At 44.1% G+C, this 15,833-nt stretch carries 15 protein-coding genes; 11 read left to right on the top strand and 4 right to left on the bottom strand.

The features are described from left to right. Position 1 precedes the first annotated feature (1 nt). The 4 genes from L3Q72_RS09380 (at position 2) to L3Q72_RS09365 (ending at position 6,540) form a co-directional block, all read left to right on the top strand. On the top strand, positions 2-1,468 hold the full coding sequence (locus L3Q72_RS09380) for a sigma-54 dependent transcriptional regulator (RefSeq protein ID WP_275129688.1): 1,467 nt from the start codon (positions 2-4) through the stop codon (positions 1,466-1,468). After that, the gene (locus tag L3Q72_RS09375) at positions 1,468-3,513 is read left to right on the top strand and encodes an ATP-binding protein (protein ID WP_275129687.1); all 2,046 of its coding nucleotides are present in this window, start codon (positions 1,468-1,470) and stop codon (positions 3,511-3,513) included. Before L3Q72_RS09380 ends, L3Q72_RS09375 begins: the two co-directional genes overlap by 1 nt. 83 nt (positions 3,514-3,596) lie before the next feature. Further along, positions 3,597-3,752 (top strand): DUF2986 domain-containing protein, encoded by a 156-nt coding sequence (locus L3Q72_RS09370; protein ID WP_275129686.1) that lies wholly within the window; start codon positions 3,597-3,599, stop codon positions 3,750-3,752. 121 nt (positions 3,753-3,873) lie between these two features. Next, a complete protein-coding gene (locus tag L3Q72_RS09365) occupies positions 3,874-6,540 on the top strand; it encodes a PAS domain S-box protein (protein ID WP_275129685.1) in 2,667 nt (888 codons plus the stop codon). Between the two features lie 65 nt (positions 6,541-6,605). Here L3Q72_RS09365 and L3Q72_RS09360 read toward each other — a convergent pair whose 3' ends face one another. Both L3Q72_RS09360 and L3Q72_RS09355 read right to left on the bottom strand, forming a co-directional pair. Beyond that, a complete protein-coding gene (locus L3Q72_RS09360; RefSeq protein WP_275129684.1) occupies positions 6,606-6,746 on the bottom strand; it encodes a hypothetical protein in 141 nt (46 codons plus the stop codon). Positions 6,747-6,908: 162 nt separating this feature from the next. Further along, positions 6,909-7,139 carry a hypothetical protein gene (locus L3Q72_RS09355; RefSeq protein ID WP_275129683.1) on the bottom strand — a complete coding sequence of 77 codons (231 nt, stop codon included), beginning with the start codon at positions 7,137-7,139 and terminating at the stop codon, positions 6,909-6,911. 227 nt (positions 7,140-7,366) lie between these two features. Here L3Q72_RS09355 and L3Q72_RS09350 point away from each other — a divergent pair, with 227 nt between their 5' ends. Then, entirely contained in the window at positions 7,367-7,543 is a 177-nt protein-coding gene (locus L3Q72_RS09350; protein WP_275129682.1) for a hypothetical protein, read from the top strand. A gap of 140 nt (positions 7,544-7,683) precedes the next feature. After that, the gene (gene elbB / locus L3Q72_RS09345) at positions 7,684-8,334 is read left to right on the top strand and encodes an isoprenoid biosynthesis glyoxalase ElbB (RefSeq protein ID WP_275129681.1); all 651 of its coding nucleotides are present in this window, start codon (positions 7,684-7,686) and stop codon (positions 8,332-8,334) included. Between the two features lie 134 nt (positions 8,335-8,468). On the opposite strand, the gene L3Q72_RS09340 is transcribed toward elbB, so the two are convergent. Continuing rightward, positions 8,469-8,612, bottom strand: a complete 144-nt coding sequence (locus L3Q72_RS09340) for a hypothetical protein (protein ID WP_275129680.1) — start codon at positions 8,610-8,612, stop codon at positions 8,469-8,471. 239 nt (positions 8,613-8,851) lie between these two features. On the opposite strand from L3Q72_RS09340, the gene yddG reads away from it, so the two are divergent. The 5 genes from yddG (at position 8,852) to L3Q72_RS09315 (ending at position 14,978) form a co-directional block, all read left to right on the top strand. Further along, on the top strand, positions 8,852-9,730 hold the full coding sequence (gene yddG, locus L3Q72_RS09335; RefSeq protein WP_275129679.1) for an aromatic amino acid DMT transporter YddG: 879 nt from the start codon (positions 8,852-8,854) through the stop codon (positions 9,728-9,730). Between the two features lie 134 nt (positions 9,731-9,864). Next, entirely contained in the window at positions 9,865-11,865 is a 2,001-nt protein-coding gene (locus L3Q72_RS09330; protein ID WP_275129678.1) for an EAL domain-containing protein, read from the top strand. A 215-nt stretch (positions 11,866-12,080) separates the two neighbouring features. Then, entirely contained in the window at positions 12,081-13,484 is a 1,404-nt protein-coding gene (locus tag L3Q72_RS09325; protein ID WP_275129677.1) for an alkaline phosphatase, read from the top strand. 91 nt (positions 13,485-13,575) lie between these two features. Next, positions 13,576-14,667, top strand: a complete 1,092-nt coding sequence (locus L3Q72_RS09320) for a YibE/F family protein (protein WP_275129676.1) — start codon at positions 13,576-13,578, stop codon at positions 14,665-14,667. A gap of 101 nt (positions 14,668-14,768) precedes the next feature. Then, positions 14,769-14,978 (top strand): hypothetical protein, encoded by a 210-nt coding sequence (locus L3Q72_RS09315; RefSeq protein ID WP_275129675.1) that lies wholly within the window; start codon positions 14,769-14,771, stop codon positions 14,976-14,978. Between the two features lie 195 nt (positions 14,979-15,173). On the opposite strand, the gene L3Q72_RS09310 is transcribed toward L3Q72_RS09315, so the two are convergent. Beyond that, complete coding sequence (locus L3Q72_RS09310; protein WP_275129674.1) at positions 15,174-15,779, bottom strand: TetR/AcrR family transcriptional regulator; 606 nt, start codon at positions 15,777-15,779, stop codon at positions 15,174-15,176. Positions 15,780-15,833: the final 54 nt, after the last annotated feature.

The following is a 15,833-nucleotide window of genomic DNA, read 5'->3' as shown; positions in this document are numbered from 1 at the left end:
AATGCCTAAACATACAAACACAGCTACGCAGCAAAATGAAAACTCCGTAATTAGGAAATACCAGGCGATATCCGTTCTTATCGTTGATGATGAAGAAGGAATGCAGTCTTTACTGACTAAAATTCTCGGGAAGTTCTTTGTCAACATTTCCTGTGCTTCCAGCATAGAAGAGGCAGAAGAGCTCAGATCCCGTCACTATTTCGATATCGTTATTCTCGATGTCAACCTTCCGGGACGCAGCGGAATCGAATGGAATGAACTATTCGATGACCCGAACGACAATGCCCGGGTCATTTTTATGACCGGATACGCCGATCTTGAGACGACTATTGCAGCCATTAAACTGGGTGCGTCTGACTTTATTCTTAAGCCGTTCAATATGGATCAGATGATCCAGTCTGTTACTCAATGTGCAAACAAGCTCCTGGCTGACCGCATGCACTATGCCGTGACGCGTGACTTTCAGCGCTTTGTGCCGGGAGAGATTATTGGCCAGTCAGAAAAGACCAAAAAACTGCTGGCAACCATAGAGCAGTATGCGCCTTCAATGGCAACTGTGTTGATTCAGGGCGAGTCCGGGACCGGTAAAGAACTGGTTGCGAGAGGGCTGCATGAGAAAAGCGGACGCTCGGGGCCATTTGTACCGGTCAATTGCGGTGCAATTTCTGAAGACTTACTGGAAAGTGAACTTTTCGGTCATGTAGCGAACTCAAGAAACGGATTTACCAGCGCCCGGGAAGGCATGTTCAAGGTGGCTAATTCCGGTACGCTGTTTTTAGATGCGGTGAATGAGATGCCCGATTCAGTTCAGCTCTCGCTGCTACGCGTGCTTGAAGAGCGTAAGATACGCGCGGTTGGTTCAGATCAGTCCATTAAGATTGATGTCAGAATCATTGCCGCTACCAATAAAAATCTTAAACAGGAAGTTGCAGAAGGGCGCTTTCGTAAAGATCTTTTTTACAGGCTGAATGTCTTGCAGATTGATATTGCTCCTTTGCGGGAGCGCAAAGCGGATCTGGGAGAGCTTGCTTCCTATTTCCAAAACAGCATATGTACAGAGAATGGCATTACTGCGCCGGTATGGAGTGACAAAGACTATTTCACCTTGCGTGAGTATGACTGGCCAGGCAATATTCGCGAGCTGAAAAATATGGTGGAGCGCTGCTTATTGCTTGGGAAGTCACCTTACCAATGCCGCTCAGAACTTAATCTGGATGTCGGAGCGCTGCAGAGTAAGATTCATCTTGCGTCGTCACATGACGGCTTCAGCGATCCATTTGCTGATTTCAGCACTGGCAAGTCGAATGGTTATCCCAGTGAGTGGACCCTGAAGGATGTGGAGAAGTCACATATTCAGCAGGTCTTTCATGAACATGACGGCAATAAATCCGCTGCAGCCAAGCAGTTGGGTGTATCCCGAAAGACGCTGGAGCGCAAGTTTAAAGACTGGGAAAGTCAGAGTGGCTGATGGACACAGCTAATCAAACCTCTGTAAAGTGTTCACTAAAAAAGTATTACACCTTAATTAAGACAAAGGTGCGCTATCGCCTGCTTGTTCTGACCACCGTACCTGTTCTTTTAACGATTGTTGTGCTGATAGGCATAGCCTTATATTGGGGCTTAGCGTATACGTGGAAAAATGCGTTAACGGATGTGGAAGAGAGGTTGTGGCATGCGGAGAACTTTGTAGAAACACTTAAACTGCGGCAGAGCGATCAGGTGAAGTCCATCGCAAACTCATCTGAATTGTATCGTCTGTTTCACTCTTCTGAGCCCGGTAAGAATCACCGGGAAAACGAAATAAATCGCTGGTTAGAAGACAAAGAGCAGCAAAGCAGCCTGGACTATTTAAGATGGCGCAGGGCGGACGACAGCTTCCTTAAAGAGCGGTTAGCAGAGTCAGAAAGTCAGGTGACTTTTCTGCAGGTCATGGATTCCTTCACGCTTAACTCAATTTCAACTGAGCTTCGAAGCCAGGCTCACCTGTCAGTTCTGTACTCCCAGGGTATTGAGTCCCGAGGGCTGGTGATCCGGACATTGGTACCTGTGTATATAGATGGCAAGCTTGCAGGTGGCATTGATGCAGGCACCTTAGTCAATAACAGCTGTAAGTTGGTTGATTCCATCCGGGATCATATCTACTTAATGGGTGAGGGTTATCTGGCTAAGGAAGGGACAGTCACCGTATTTTTGGATGACTTGCGTATTGCAACGAATGTTCCGGCAGAAAACCTGAACAGCAAAAACCGCGCATTAGGGACTTACGCTTCACAGGAAGTGACTGAGCGTGTAATTAAGAATGAAGAGAAGTATGTTGATAGTGCCTATGTGTATGATGACTGGTACATATCGTCATATCATGCGTTATACGACTATAAGGGTAATGTCGTGGGCATGCTTTATACCGGTTATAAAGTCTGGCCGCTGATAAATCAATATCTGAACAATCTGTTAGCAATAGCTTTGATGATTCTTGCCACTCTGGTCATTGGTGCATGGTTTGTATACCGGGAGTCGCAAGCGCTGTTTTATCCTATCGAGCGCATTTCAAATGTTGTTTCTTGTATACGAAAAGGAAAAGATAAGCGTATCGGCAATATTGGTCTGAACGATCAGCATGAGCTGAATGTGCTGGCTGAACAGTTTGACCGGATGCTGGATCTGCTGCAGGAAAGAAACCACAGAATTAAGAGTGATGCGGAATTACTGGAACAGAAGGTAGAAGAGCGCACGGAAAGTCTGGTAACGAAAACGATAGAGCTGCAGCATCATATTCAGCTACTTAACGACACCAGGGATAAGCTGGTGGTCAGTGAAAAATTGGCGGCACTGGGTAAGCTGACGGCGGGTATTGCTCACGAGATAAATAACCCGACCGCCGTGATTCTTGGAAATACCGAGCTGCTTAAGTATGAGTTCAGAGATGAACCTGAGCGGGGAAAAGAAGAGCTGGATATGATTTTAGATCAGCTCGACCGCATCAGAAAAATCACCAGAAGCCTGCTACAGTACAGTCGTAGCGATGATACCTGCAGTGAGTTGAGTCAGATGGATATCAATGCGTTGGTTAAAGAGAGCGCCATACTGGTAAAATCGGGTATTAAACCGAACAAGTTTACGATTGATACAGAGCTGAACGCGACTGAGTTTGCTGAGGTAAGCCGAAGCCAGCTCCTTCAGGTGTTGATTAACCTTCTGATGAATGCCATTCAGGCAACCGGGAGTGCGGGAAGCATAAAGGTTTCTACTGAAAACTGGGTAGATAAAGAAGCGTGTCTTGGTTGTGTTATCCGGGTTTGTGATAACGGAGCTGGCATAGCGCCTGATGATATAGCGCAGATTTTCGATCCGTTTTTTACTACCAAAAAAGAGGGTACAGGCTTAGGCCTTTCCGTATCTCAAAGCCTGCTTGAACAGGTGGGTGGAACGATTAAGGTACAATCCGAGCCGGGTAAAGGTTCTGAGTTTGCTATTTTCCTCCGCTCAAAAGCAGAATTTAGTGATGTATCTTAACCGCTATTCACGCTATTGAGCGTATTGCTAATTGTCTGTGAACTGGGTATCCTCCTCTGCGAGTTAATTAGCCTGAGCAAATTATGAACAGAAAGAAGCGAATCAATCAAATCCTGAAGAGCAAGCAAAAAAAGAAAAACGCCAAACTGCACAAGAGCAATAAGCCGAAGTACATCTCTAAAGCCGAACGTGCAAAGCTTGAAGCAGAGCAGCAGGATAATGAAACTAACCTGCCCTAATTTAGTGCCTAAAAGGTTTAAAATCAGTATCTGTTTAAAAAGTCGGGAATTTTCTTCCCGACTTTTTTTGTTTGTATCTATACTTGAGTATATCCAAACAGTTTCATTTAAAAAATAACATATGCTGACAACGTCAATAGGCAAACTGAAACTAGCGCTCTTAGTCTCCTTCCTTATTTTATGGGGAGGGATGTACGCCTATTTCAACAATAACTACAGTACAAAAAAGACGCTGCATCTGACCAAAGAAGTCTCTGTTATTACCACCATTTACAACAGTAGTATTGAATTATTCCGCCTTTCATCCAGACCTCTGGTAGAGGGGGTTATTCAGAATGAAAATGTGCTGAGAACAGTGGCGGCAGGAATCAACTCCAGTGGAGAGGAGCAGGAACAGGCTCGTCAAAAGCTGTACTCTCAGCTAAGGCCGGTTTATGAGCAATTGCGTGATCAGGGATTGGTGTTACTGCACTTTCATACGCCTGATTTAAAAAGTTTCCTCCGCTTTCATAAGCCGGATCTGCACGGAGATTCTCTGAGAGAGGTCAGACCCTCAGTAGAAATAGCAAACAGTTACAAGCGAATTGTAGAAGGGTTTGAGTTTGGCCGGATAAAGTCAGGTTACCGGAATATTTTTCCTCTGACCTATCAAAACCAGCATATTGGCAGCGTTGAGCTCAGTGTCTCCTTTGATGAAATCAGAGATAAAATGGATGAGATGGACAGCGCCAGGAGTTACCAGTTAATCATCAACCGTGATGTTGCCTTTGGAGTGCTGTTTGAGCAATGGAAAGACCAGTATCCCACCTCAATGATTAATACTGATTATGTGATAGATAAGTCTTTATCTGTGGGAAACCATGCAGCGAATGGTGCTCATAATAATGACAAGTTGCTTGTTGCGCTAAGTGAGTACCCTAAAGTTCAGACAGAAATGAAAACTAACAGGCCATTTTCTGTTGCTGTTGAGGCAGATGGCAGAGACTGGACCGTCACTTTTATACCGGTATGGGATATTAAACATCGTAAAGCAGGATACCTGGTCTCCTACGAAGAAAGTCTTTTTATGACCATGCTGGGAAAGAGTTTCCGCAATTCAGTTATCTTAGGTACTCTGTTTTTGCTGGTACTGTTTTTCGTAGCAAGGTTGCTTATTAGGTCTACAGATACGCTGATTTCCCAGAAAAACCATCTGGAAGTGATTAACGATACCATCGGCGATGGCCTCTATGTTATGGATGAACGAGGAGCAGTGACTCATGTCAATGCGACATTTACTGAAATTCTGGGGTATCGGCCGGAAGAGATAATCGGAAAAATCGGCCACGATATTTTCCATGCTCATCAGGGCGAGGAGGAAACGCAGCCTTTAAAGGAGTGCCCCATCTATAAGTCTTTGCAAAATGGCTGGATTTTTGAGGGGGAGGAGCTTTTCACACACAAGAACGGAAGCCTGGCCCTTGTGGAGATAACCAGTAAGTCATTCCGCCATATTTCAGGAAAGAAATATTCGGTATCCGCCTTCAGAGATATCACTGACAGAAAAGAGAAAGAACAGGCCATTGAGGCAGAGAAACTCAGGTTTAATTCACTTCTTGAGTCTACTCAGGATGGGTACTGGCTTATCAATGCTTATGGCGAAATATTAGATGTGAATGAATCCTACTGCCAGATGAGTGGTTATTCTGAACAGGAGTTAATAGGCAGAAAAATTGCCTTTGTTGAAATGGCACATAGCGATGAGATGATCCGCGACAATATCGCTATGGTTAAGCAACAGGGAAAAGCCAGCTTTGAGGCAAAACACAGACGCAAAAGTGGTGAAGAGTTTGACGTGGATGTTTCCGTCAGTTATGCCGACATTGAAGGTGGGCGGTTTTTTGCTTTGATTCGCGATATATCTCAGAGAAAGAAAAACTACGAAAAAATAGAGCAGCAGAAAAGAGAGCTTGAAGCGGTATTTAATTACTCTCAGTCGGGCATTGCTCTGGTTGATTTAGAGTTTAATGTTCTTGAGTTTAATGATGCCTTTTGCAAAGGGCTGGGATTCCACCGGGAAGAGCTTCTGAACATGTCACTGCTGGAGTTGCGCTTTGTCGAGGATGATGACGGTACAAGCATAGAAGATCAGATGAAGGCTCTGTTCTCTGGCGGGGCCGTTAACGATGTCACTAAAACCTGCCACCGGAAAGACGGTACGATTGTTCACACGATTCTGAGTGCGGTAATACTTCCGGATAACGAGAGAATCCTGCTGAATGTAAAAGATATTACCCTGATGAAGGAACTGGAAGAGCAGCTTCAGAAGCTGGCTGAAACTGACAGGCTTACCAATATCAGCAACCGGCAAAAGCTGGAATTTGAGCTTAAAAAGTACACTGAGCTGTCTAACCGTATGGGACTGCCACTTGGCTTAATTATGCTGGATCTGGATCACTTTAAAGCAGTAAATGATGAGTATGGGCACGATGTGGGTGATCAGGTATTAATCCTGGTTGCAGATTTGATTCAGCAGCATATCCGTGTATCAGATATTTTCGCAAGATGGGGTGGGGAAGAGTTTATGATTCTTTTGCCCGGAGTGGATGCGGAGCATGTTGATGAAGCCTCTGAAAAACTCAGAGTTTTAATTGAGCAGCAGGACTTTTCTCCGGTTGAGCAGCTAACTTCAAGTTTTGGAACAACAACTTACAAGGCAGAAGAGGATATTGCTGAGTTCTTAAAGCGGGTTGATATTGCGCTATATGAAGCAAAAAACGCGGGACGCAACAGAGTGTGCAGAAAGTAAGAAATATAAAGTGCTAAATGATAGAACCCCTGATAAACAGGGGCTTAGTTCTATACAGGGTTTTACTAGATAAGTGCAAGAACAGCAGAGATTGATACGATGATCAGACCTGAGATTCGAACCAATAGTGGTGCTTCACTAAACTCAGTGAGTTCGCGCTTGTTCCATGACTTTAGAGCTTTGTTTAAATCTTTGTTTACTGGCATATTGACCCCTTTATTGCAACTGACGACTGTCTAAACATTTCATATACATGGTATATACATTGTATTTCGAATGCAATCCCAAAGTGTATATGTATGTGTGATTTCTGTCAGAAAAGTGCAATATTACTGTCATATAACTGCAATAAAGATTTTTGTGCTGACTTAGTGCTGCATACCGACCGGGCTGACGCTGAAATTTGTCTCGTGATAGACATCCGCAAAACTTTTCTGTTTTGCTTTTTCTCTTTTCTTTACCTTTTGGGGAGTGTGGCTGCGGCTCTGTTCTTTGATTGCACTTTCATGAGCCTTTGCTGAGCGGATAAACTCGGGATCGGCTAGCGCTTTTTTTCGCAGTTCATTAATTTCATGAAGTTTTTCTGTAAGCGTTAACATAGAGACCTCCACATTCGTTACTGAAAAATCAACCAGACATCAGAGGGAATTTGATGCTGTGTTTATATACAGTATGTTCCTGAGTTTTGGTTATGTCAATAAAATACTGTTTATATAAACAGTGCTAAGTTTGAGGTGAAGCTCAAAATTGAAAGATCTGATCAGGCAAAGCGCAGATCCGGCGACTATATTTATAGTGGAGTTCTAGGTAAGTACAGGAGCGAGTAATGGAATTACGTAATAGCAAAGGTGAAACAACCAAATTGGCTGATAACCTGACTCTTAAAGAAGTGGTAGATATGGGTTTCTCTATTGATATTTGTGACAGAACCTTTGACCCAAATGAACATTGGCAAATCGAAGGTCAGGAAATGAAACAGAGAAAAGATTTTCCTGAAGATTGATACCGATAACCCTGATTTCTCAAGCCAGCTCCTGCTGGCTTGATTTATTTCGACTATGATTTAACCGAATATGCGATTTTAACCAGCAAGGATGAACAGATAATTGCTGGGATTGGTATAAATAACAAAAGGATACGGATATGCCTAAAACTGTTGCTGTTGTCCTGGCTGGGTGTGGAGTCTACGATGGCTCCGAGATTAATGAAGTGGTTCTGACTTTGTTGGCGCTGGAAGAAAGCTATCTGAAATATCAGTGCTTTGCTCCTGATATGGAGCAGGCACACGTTATCGACCATTTTAATGGTGGCGACAACGGCGAGAAACGAAATGTGTTGCATGAATCTGCTCGTATCGTCAGAGGAAATGTGAAGCCTCTGGATGAACTTGGCACAGAAGAATACTGCGCATTGATTGTTACGGGGGGATTTGGCGTGGCTAAGAATCTCTCAAGCTTTGCTTTTGATGGCAGGGAGTTTGAAGTATTGCCGTTACTGGCAGAAAAAATGAAAGCCTTCTCTGAAGCAGGTAAGCCTTCCGGATATTTATGTATCGCTCCGGTGATGCTTCCTAAAGTGTTTGACGGGATTGAATGCACGATAGGCACAGACTCAGAGACAGCAGGCGTAATCGAAGCACTTGGTGGCAGGCATATTCCGTGTCAGGTAAATGAGATAGCGTTTGACAGCAAATATAAGGTCGTTTCCACACCGGCATATATGTTGGCTGAGAATCTGATGGAAGCCAAATCAGGGATAGACGCTTTGGTTGCCGAAGTCACCTCTCTGGTATAAGTCTTGAGGTTTTAGAAAACAAACTGGCAACGTAGTTCTACGTTGCCAGTCCTTATACCAATCCCGGCAATCACTGAACAGTTAATTACTGGGGTTGGTATTACAAACGAATAGATGGTTGAAAACAGAGTGTATTATTCGTTTCCTTCTGCACCGGTTAGCAGCATAACCTCTGCTGCAATCGCTCCGGTGGAAAGTGACAGACCTGCCAATAATATAACAGCAGCGTATTTACAGGCGATAATTGATAATCCTAGCGCATTAATAGCTCGTTCCATATAATTTCCCTCTTTGCTTAAACGGTATTTGTATTTTACGCCAGGTGAAATAATAAAATGAGAAGTGAATAGGTTAATGGAAATTAACGAATTTAAATTATTAATAGTTAGAGTTCGCTCCAATTTAAATAAGGTTTTCATAGTTTGTATAATTATTTGGACTTGCTTTTATTTGTCTTGCAAATGCCTGGCATATTTATAATACTTCACTGCTAATAATATTTATGAGTGATGATTAATTGTTTACTACTTACCGATATACATTCTTCGGAGCAACTGCCATTCTGCTCTGGAGTTGTCTGGTTGCCCTTACCCGGAGTGTTGCTGAGCAACTTGGTGCGATTGGTGGCGCGGCAACCATATACACAGTTGCCTCTGTGCTGCTGTTGGTTACGCTCGGGATCCCAAAGCTAAGGCAGTTTTCTTTATCCTACATTGTTATCGGGGGCGGGTTATTCGCCTGTTATGAGGTGTTTTTCTCACTTGCCCTGGGCTTTGCCAATGACAGGCAGCAGACACTGGAGATGGCTATCATCAATTACTTATGGCCCTCACTAACGGTATTGCTTGCTGTGATAGGAAGCCCGAAGAAAGTGAGCGCCTGGATATATCCGGCGATAGCCGTGGCGTTTTTGGGTGTGATCTGGAGTATTACCGGTGACGAAGGGTTTTCACTTCCACAATTATTATCAAATATTGCATCAAATCCTGTTGCGTATTTTCTGGCATTTTCAGGCGCATTTATCTGGGCAATATATTGCAATGTGACCAGACGCCTCTCAAACGGGCAAAATGGCATTACGCTATTCTTTATATTTACCGCTGTAACATTGTGGATTCACTACGCATTTGTGGATGCCCCTCCAATGAAGTATACGGTGAAAAATGTATTTGATGTGGTATTAGCCAGTGCTTTTATGGCTGGAGGGTACGGTCTGTGGAATATCGCCATTATTGGCGGAAATATGGTTTTTCTGGCGACACTTTCCTATTTTACACCGGTTCTTTCAACATTTTTGTCCATGCTCATTCTTGGGGTCAGCTTAAGCAGTACGTTCTGGCAGGGGGTTGCCATGGTGACACTTGGCTCACTTATTTGCTGGAGGATAACTCAGTAAACCGTCTTAAGAAGCAAAATGTGATCGAGAATGTTTGTATTATTTAACATGCACATAACAATAGGGTATTCTGTTTAAGTTATACTTTCATATGTTAAAAAAGAATTCACAAATTCAGAGGATGAGTGAGTGCAATGAGGCTAGTTTTCAGGGGACATTCAGCCAGAGCATTTTCGTTCGCATCGTTACTGATTGTAATGATGGGCTTTCTTTTCTACCTTGGAAACGATCTTTTAGTAAAGCGGGTTTCACTGATAGAGGTCGCGGAAGAGATAAAAGTTGACACCTCTACGGCTCACCTGTGGTTTGAGGAAATTCTTTCCGGTGATACCAGTGAGAATATCGCCGATGTCTGGAACTATCTTGACCGGGCACAAAGTCATGCAGATGCCTTGTTGACCGGGGGAGAGGTTGACGGCAGTTCATTTTCCCGCATAGAAAGCATTACCAGCCGCCAGACAGTTGTCCAGATAAAAAATGAGCTTGCTGAATTTCGTACTATCGCAGAAATCCGCTATGCAAAAAGGCAGTCTGCTTTTGCCGGCACTTTACTGGACGAACAGTTTGATACTCAGTTTTTCCGCCTCAATGCAACCATTGACCGGCTGGAGGAAAGGATAAAACAAGAGCTGAATTCTGATATTTTCAGATTTCAGGTCATCAGCGTTTTGCTAATTTGCATATCCACTATAGGGGCTGCTTTCTTATTTCGTTTTCTTAATCGTCAGGAAGCAAACCAGGATAATCTTCTGGAATCTCTCACCAAAGCCAATAAACAGATAGAAGAGAAAAACAAAAACCTTCACTATCAGGCGCATTTTGATCTGTTAACCGGACTTCCAAACCGGGCTCTTTTGCTGGACAGGCTTGAACAAGCCAGACTGCATGCCGAGAGGGCAGAGCATAAACTGGCCGTTCTGTTTATCGACCTGGACCATTTTAAGGAAGTGAATGACCGCTTTGGTCATCATACCGGTGATACCTTGCTGAAAATGGTCGCTAAGCGGATTCAGAATACCATCCGTGCAACAGACACAGCAGCCCGCATCAGTGGTGACGAGTTTATGGTGGTGCTCGAAGGCATGGTGGACTCGGTTTCGTCGGTCAGGGTGACGAATAAGATTGCTGAAACCCTGATAGAAAGCCTGTCGAATACCTATCAGATTGATGATAAATCGGTGCATGTATCAGCCAGTATCGGCATCGCCATATACCCAGACGATACACGGTGCGAGGAAGAGCTGGTCAGGTTTGCTGATAATGCGATGTATTATGCGAAGTCCAGGGGCAAAAATAACTATCAGTTTTACTCTAAAGAGCTGAACCAGCGCTCGATGGAGCAGGCCGATTTAGAGGGTGATTTAAGAGTCGCCATAGATAATGATCAGTTCGTACTGCACTATCAGCCTCGCTGGACCTTTGCTTCCGGTGAAGTGTCAGGCATAGAAGCCCTGGTTCGCTGGAACCACCCTGAAAAGGGCTTACTGTATCCGGCTGACTTTATTCCTACAGCTGAATATCTGGGGCTGATACATGAAATAGATCTTCTGGTGACTCAGAAGGTGCTGAACCAGCAAAAAATCTGGCATGAGAAGCAGATTAAATCTGTCGTGGTTTCAGTCAATATTTCACCTTACAGCTTTAAACAGAAGTCGTTCCTTCAGAGTCTGTGCTCAGTGATCAGCGACTCAGATGTCGGAGCGCGGGATCTTGAGATTGAAATAAAAGAGCAGGTACTGACGGAAGATAAGTATTTCCACAACGCTTTTTCCCGCTTTAAAAAGCTTGGCCTTAGACTTTCTCTGGATGATTTCGGTACAGACAGTATCTCGCTGAAGCATCTGAAGAGCTACCCGTTTAACACGCTGAAGATAGATAAAAGCTATACCTCTGATCAAATGAGAAGCAAAACCACAGCCATTTTGCTGGAGAACATAGTAAAAATTGCCGGTGAGTTGGGAATTGAAGTGGTAGCAGAGGGCATTGAAACCATGGAGCAGAAAGACAGATTGCGCGCGATGGGGTGTAAAGTCGGACAGGGTTACATGCTGGCTGAGCCCATGGAGGTTTCCGTACTGGAGTCGTATTTTGCTAAGGGGAAGAAAGGCAATATCATTGAATTTAAGCGTAGCTGAAGGAGGCGATTGCTTATTTCTAACTCAAACTGTGTATTGATAAATATAAATTTGTGCTGTTTGTTTCAATTGTTTGACCTTTATGTGTTATTTTGAGCTTATTTGATTTGAATCAAGAGTAAAAATAAGTACAACAAAAATTAAAACTGATCTAAATATAAATGTAATAATTCAGATTTATAAATTCCCTCGCTTTTTAATTTTCAGGGAATGTTATGTCTAAATTTAATAAGGCACTTATTGCAACTTCTATTATGCTAAGTGCAGCAGCTAATGCGTCAGAAACGCCAAAATATGTTCTATACATGATTGGTGACGGCATGAGCTCTGCTCAGCGTCAGATCGCAGAATACTATGTTCAGGGTGAGAAGAATGATCCTGACTACCACCTGGCAATCAACTCTCTGCCTGTAACCGGTATCATCACAACTCAGTCTTCAGACTCTCTGATCACTGACTCTGCAGCAGCAGGTACTGCTCTTGCAACCGGTGTGAAAACTGACAACGGCGTTATCTCCATGACTCCGGACGGCAAAAAGCTTGCGACACTTCTTGAAGGTGCTGAGAAGAATGGCTGGGCGACGGGTCTGGTTTCTACTACTCGTCTGACTCACGCCACTCCGGCTGTATTTGCTGCGAAGAATGAAAACCGTGGCAACGAGAACGAAATCGCGGCAGACTTTGTTGATTCAGGCGTTGATTTTTTCGCTGGCGGTGGTTTCCGCAACTTCATCACTGGTGAAGGTTCTAAGCGCAAAGACGACCGCAACCTGGTTAAAGAGTTTGAAGCGGATGGCTACAAAACTTTCATCGGTAAAGATTCAACTTCTTCTTTTATGAAGATGTCTCCTAAGGCCGGTGACAAAGTATTCGCTGCATTTACTAAGTCTCACATGCCTTACGAAGTTGACCGTATCAACGCAAACATTAATGTTCCTTCTCTTGCGGATATGACAGATAAAGCCATCGAGCTTCTGGCTAAAGACAAAGACGGTTTCTTCCTGATGGTTGAAGGCGGCCGTATTGACCACGCTGGTCACGCTAACGATATCGCGGGTAACATCCACGACACTATCGCGTTCGATAACGCGGTTAAGTCTGCGCTTGATTTCTACAACAAGCACCCTAAAGAGACTCTGGTCGTTGTTGTTGGCGACCACGAAACCGGTGGTATGGGTCTTGGTCTTGGTAAGCAGTACTTTATGAACCTTGACCGTGTAGCGAACTACAAAGAGTCTATCGATGATGGTCTTGAGCACGTTTATAAGAAAAAGCTAAACAAAGATCGCGCGGCATTCTACAACCACATTGCTGACAAGTTTGCCCTTACTGACCTGACTGCAGAAGAAAAAGCAAGCATCGAAAAAGCAATGGACTTTGTTGACGCCGGTCAGAAAGACACGAAGAAAGTTTGGGGTGGTTACGATCCTGTCGCAATGGCTGTTGCTCACGTAACTTCTAAGCGCGCTGGTGTTTACTGGACTTCTTACGCTCACACAGCAATTCAACTGCCTGTTTCTGCAACGGGTGTTGCTTCTGCTGACTTTGGCGGTTTCAGTGACAACACAGACGTTGCTAAGAAACTGGCTAAGCTGATGGACGTTAAAATTGGTGAGTAATTTTTACTTATCTGATTAGCACCACAGGCAGGGGCGGGCTCGCTTCTGCCTTTTCTATTTTTCCAGACAACTTATTTCAGGAACAGATCTTATGCGCGGGCTATCTCTTTTGTTAGCAACCCTTCTGGCTGCCATTGTTTATAATTTTGTTTTTGCCTCCGGTGGTAATAATCCGGTTCGTCACCACATTGCAAAAGTGACTTCGGTAAATAATGAAAGAGTCACCATTATCGGAACCGGCAAGCTTGGTGATCAAAAGCTGATGGCGGAGATAGATGGCAGAGAAGTGGCGCTAACCAATCTGCTTACCGGCGCTATGGAATACGATGAGTTCTATGAGGTGGGCGATACGATTGTTGTGGCTGAAAACAGCGGGCGCTATCACGCTGTAGCGCTATTCCGTTTACCAGTGTTGTTAGGTCTGGTGCTTCTGTTTGCTGTTGGCCTGCTGGCGTATGCCCGTAAGGTGGGTTTTTATGCACTGCTTTCATTTATGGGCTCTGTCGCCATTATTTTCGGTATTCTGATCCCGGGGCTGTTAGCCGGTTTTTCACCTATCCTGATAACCGGTATTACGGTTTTTGTTCTCAGCAGCATGATAATTCTTTCAGTGGCCGGCTGGACAACGAAGGGCAAAGCCGCCCTTGCCGGGACCACAGTAGGCCTGCTGGTTACGACCTTTTTATGCGTCATGGTTGGCCGATTGCTCCACCTTGATGGTATGACTCAGCCACTGGCTCAGCCGCTGCTGTTTGAAAATGGTCTGAAGCTGGATATGGTCGGGATTTTGTATGCTGCAATTCTGGTAGGCGCCAGTGGCGCGGCGATGGATGTGGCAATGGAAATGGCGGCCACCATGGAAGAAGTGAAATTAAACAGCCCGGAGATCAGCCGGACAAACCTGCTAAGATCCGGCCTTCGGGTGGGTAATGCGGTTATTGGCACCATGACAACCACTCTGCTTCTTGCTTATGCCGGTGGCTTTTTAACGCTCCTGATGCTTTTTGCCACCAGAGGCAACGACCTTATGCAGATACTAAATATGAAGTTAGTGGCCTCTGAGATCTGCCGTACTCTGATTGGTAGCTTAGCTTTGATTATCGTGGCTCCGGTTACGGCCTGGATTGCCAGCTATATGCTTGAGAACGGAGCGCAAAACTCACTTTCAGAAGCGGAAGTTTAATTTTATGAACATCTGATGAATCTTTTGTTTTTGTATATACAAAGTGAGTCTTTGATATATTATATGTATATACGACTATTGGGGCGGTTCAGAAGGTGAGAATGCAAGTAACAAATTCAGACGGGAATCCGGTTGGCACCTTTGATGGTGAAACCGTAAAGGGCTTAGATGGACAGAAGCTCTTTCAGGTTAAGAGCAATCAGATCTATACAACAGAGTTCCCTTCACGATTGGTTGGAGAGCTTGACCATGACGTAGCCCTGGATATCTGGGGAAATTTCATGTTCAACGTTTCTGATGACAAACTATAGAGGTAGTACTTTGCACAAGTATTATACCAATCCCAGCAATTATCTGTTCATCCTTGCTTGTTAAAATCGCTAATAGCTGCGTTAAAATTTTTGTAATTAGATCCACTAGTTACTGCAAATTTTGCCTTGCTCTTAGCGATTTTTCCTGCGCAATCACTGAACAGCTAATTACTGGTATTGGTATTACTTCTGAGTTTATTTTTGGTAATAACTTAAAAACATTGCTGCACTCTCATTTGCCAGTCTTTGCAGATTTTCTTCTTCCGGCTTACATCCCATATCTAAAAGCAAAGGCCAGAAACAAGCGCCCTTAAGCATATGATGCAACTGATCGTTGGCAAATTCAAAGTCCATAGGCTTTAACTTTCCATCGGCAACCGCCGCTTCCAGCCATCGATAGAGCGCCGTCTCCCGAGCCGAGTATTTGACCATCTCTTTTTTAAGCGCGTCCGGGTTATAGAAAAAGTGACCGAATGCCACCCGGGAAAGTTCAATGTTCTCACTGGATGAAATAAGCTGTGCCTCAATAAGCAGTAACTGACTAAGTTGCTCATGCAGCGGTTTTTCTGCGCTGTATTTTACGTCAATCTGCATTATGGCCTTTCGCCATAGTTCATTGATTATGTGCATAACAAGCGCTTCTTTGGTTTCAAAATGGTTGTAAACCGTTCTTTTTGAAACCTGAGCTTTCTCTGAGATGGCATCCATGCTTGTGCCTTGCACGCCAGATTCAATAAAGGCCAGCTTCGCCGCTTCGACTATTGCTTCGCGTTTTAGCTCGCTTCGTGTCTTCTTAACCATGTGAGTAAATTACCGTAAAAATAAAAAGTGCCCTTATTTTACACTTTATAGTTT

The sequence above is a fragment of the Vibrio sp. JC009 genome, from assembly GCF_029016485.1.
Lineage (GTDB): Bacteria > Pseudomonadota > Gammaproteobacteria > Enterobacterales > Vibrionaceae > Vibrio.
This window is presented reverse-complemented; position numbering and strand designations above follow the sequence as displayed.

Coding starts and splice junctions, on each gene's coding strand:
- L3Q72_RS09315 (WP_275129675.1), top strand. CDS start 14,769: ATGCAAGTAACAAATTCAGACGGGAATCCGGTTGGCACCTTTGATGGT.
- L3Q72_RS09330 (WP_275129678.1), top strand. CDS start 9,865: ATGAGGCTAGTTTTCAGGGGACATTCAGCCAGAGCATTTTCGTTCGCA.
- L3Q72_RS09320 (WP_275129676.1), top strand. CDS start 13,576: ATGCGCGGGCTATCTCTTTTGTTAGCAACCCTTCTGGCTGCCATTGTT.
- L3Q72_RS09325 (WP_275129677.1), top strand. CDS start 12,081: ATGTCTAAATTTAATAAGGCACTTATTGCAACTTCTATTATGCTAAGT.
- L3Q72_RS09340 (WP_275129680.1), bottom strand. CDS start 8,612: ATGGAACGAGCTATTAATGCGCTAGGATTATCAATTATCGCCTGTAAA.
- L3Q72_RS09380 (WP_275129688.1), top strand. CDS start 2: ATGCCTAAACATACAAACACAGCTACGCAGCAAAATGAAAACTCCGTA.
- L3Q72_RS09375 (WP_275129687.1), top strand. CDS start 1,468: ATGGACACAGCTAATCAAACCTCTGTAAAGTGTTCACTAAAAAAGTAT.
- L3Q72_RS09350 (WP_275129682.1), top strand. CDS start 7,367: ATGGAATTACGTAATAGCAAAGGTGAAACAACCAAATTGGCTGATAAC.
- L3Q72_RS09370 (WP_275129686.1), top strand. CDS start 3,597: ATGAACAGAAAGAAGCGAATCAATCAAATCCTGAAGAGCAAGCAAAAA.
- L3Q72_RS09360 (WP_275129684.1), bottom strand. CDS start 6,746: ATGCCAGTAAACAAAGATTTAAACAAAGCTCTAAAGTCATGGAACAAG.
- elbB (WP_275129681.1), top strand. CDS start 7,684: ATGCCTAAAACTGTTGCTGTTGTCCTGGCTGGGTGTGGAGTCTACGAT.
- L3Q72_RS09310 (WP_275129674.1), bottom strand. CDS start 15,779: ATGGTTAAGAAGACACGAAGCGAGCTAAAACGCGAAGCAATAGTCGAA.
- L3Q72_RS09355 (WP_275129683.1), bottom strand. CDS start 7,139: ATGTTAACGCTTACAGAAAAACTTCATGAAATTAATGAACTGCGAAAA.
- L3Q72_RS09365 (WP_275129685.1), top strand. CDS start 3,874: ATGCTGACAACGTCAATAGGCAAACTGAAACTAGCGCTCTTAGTCTCC.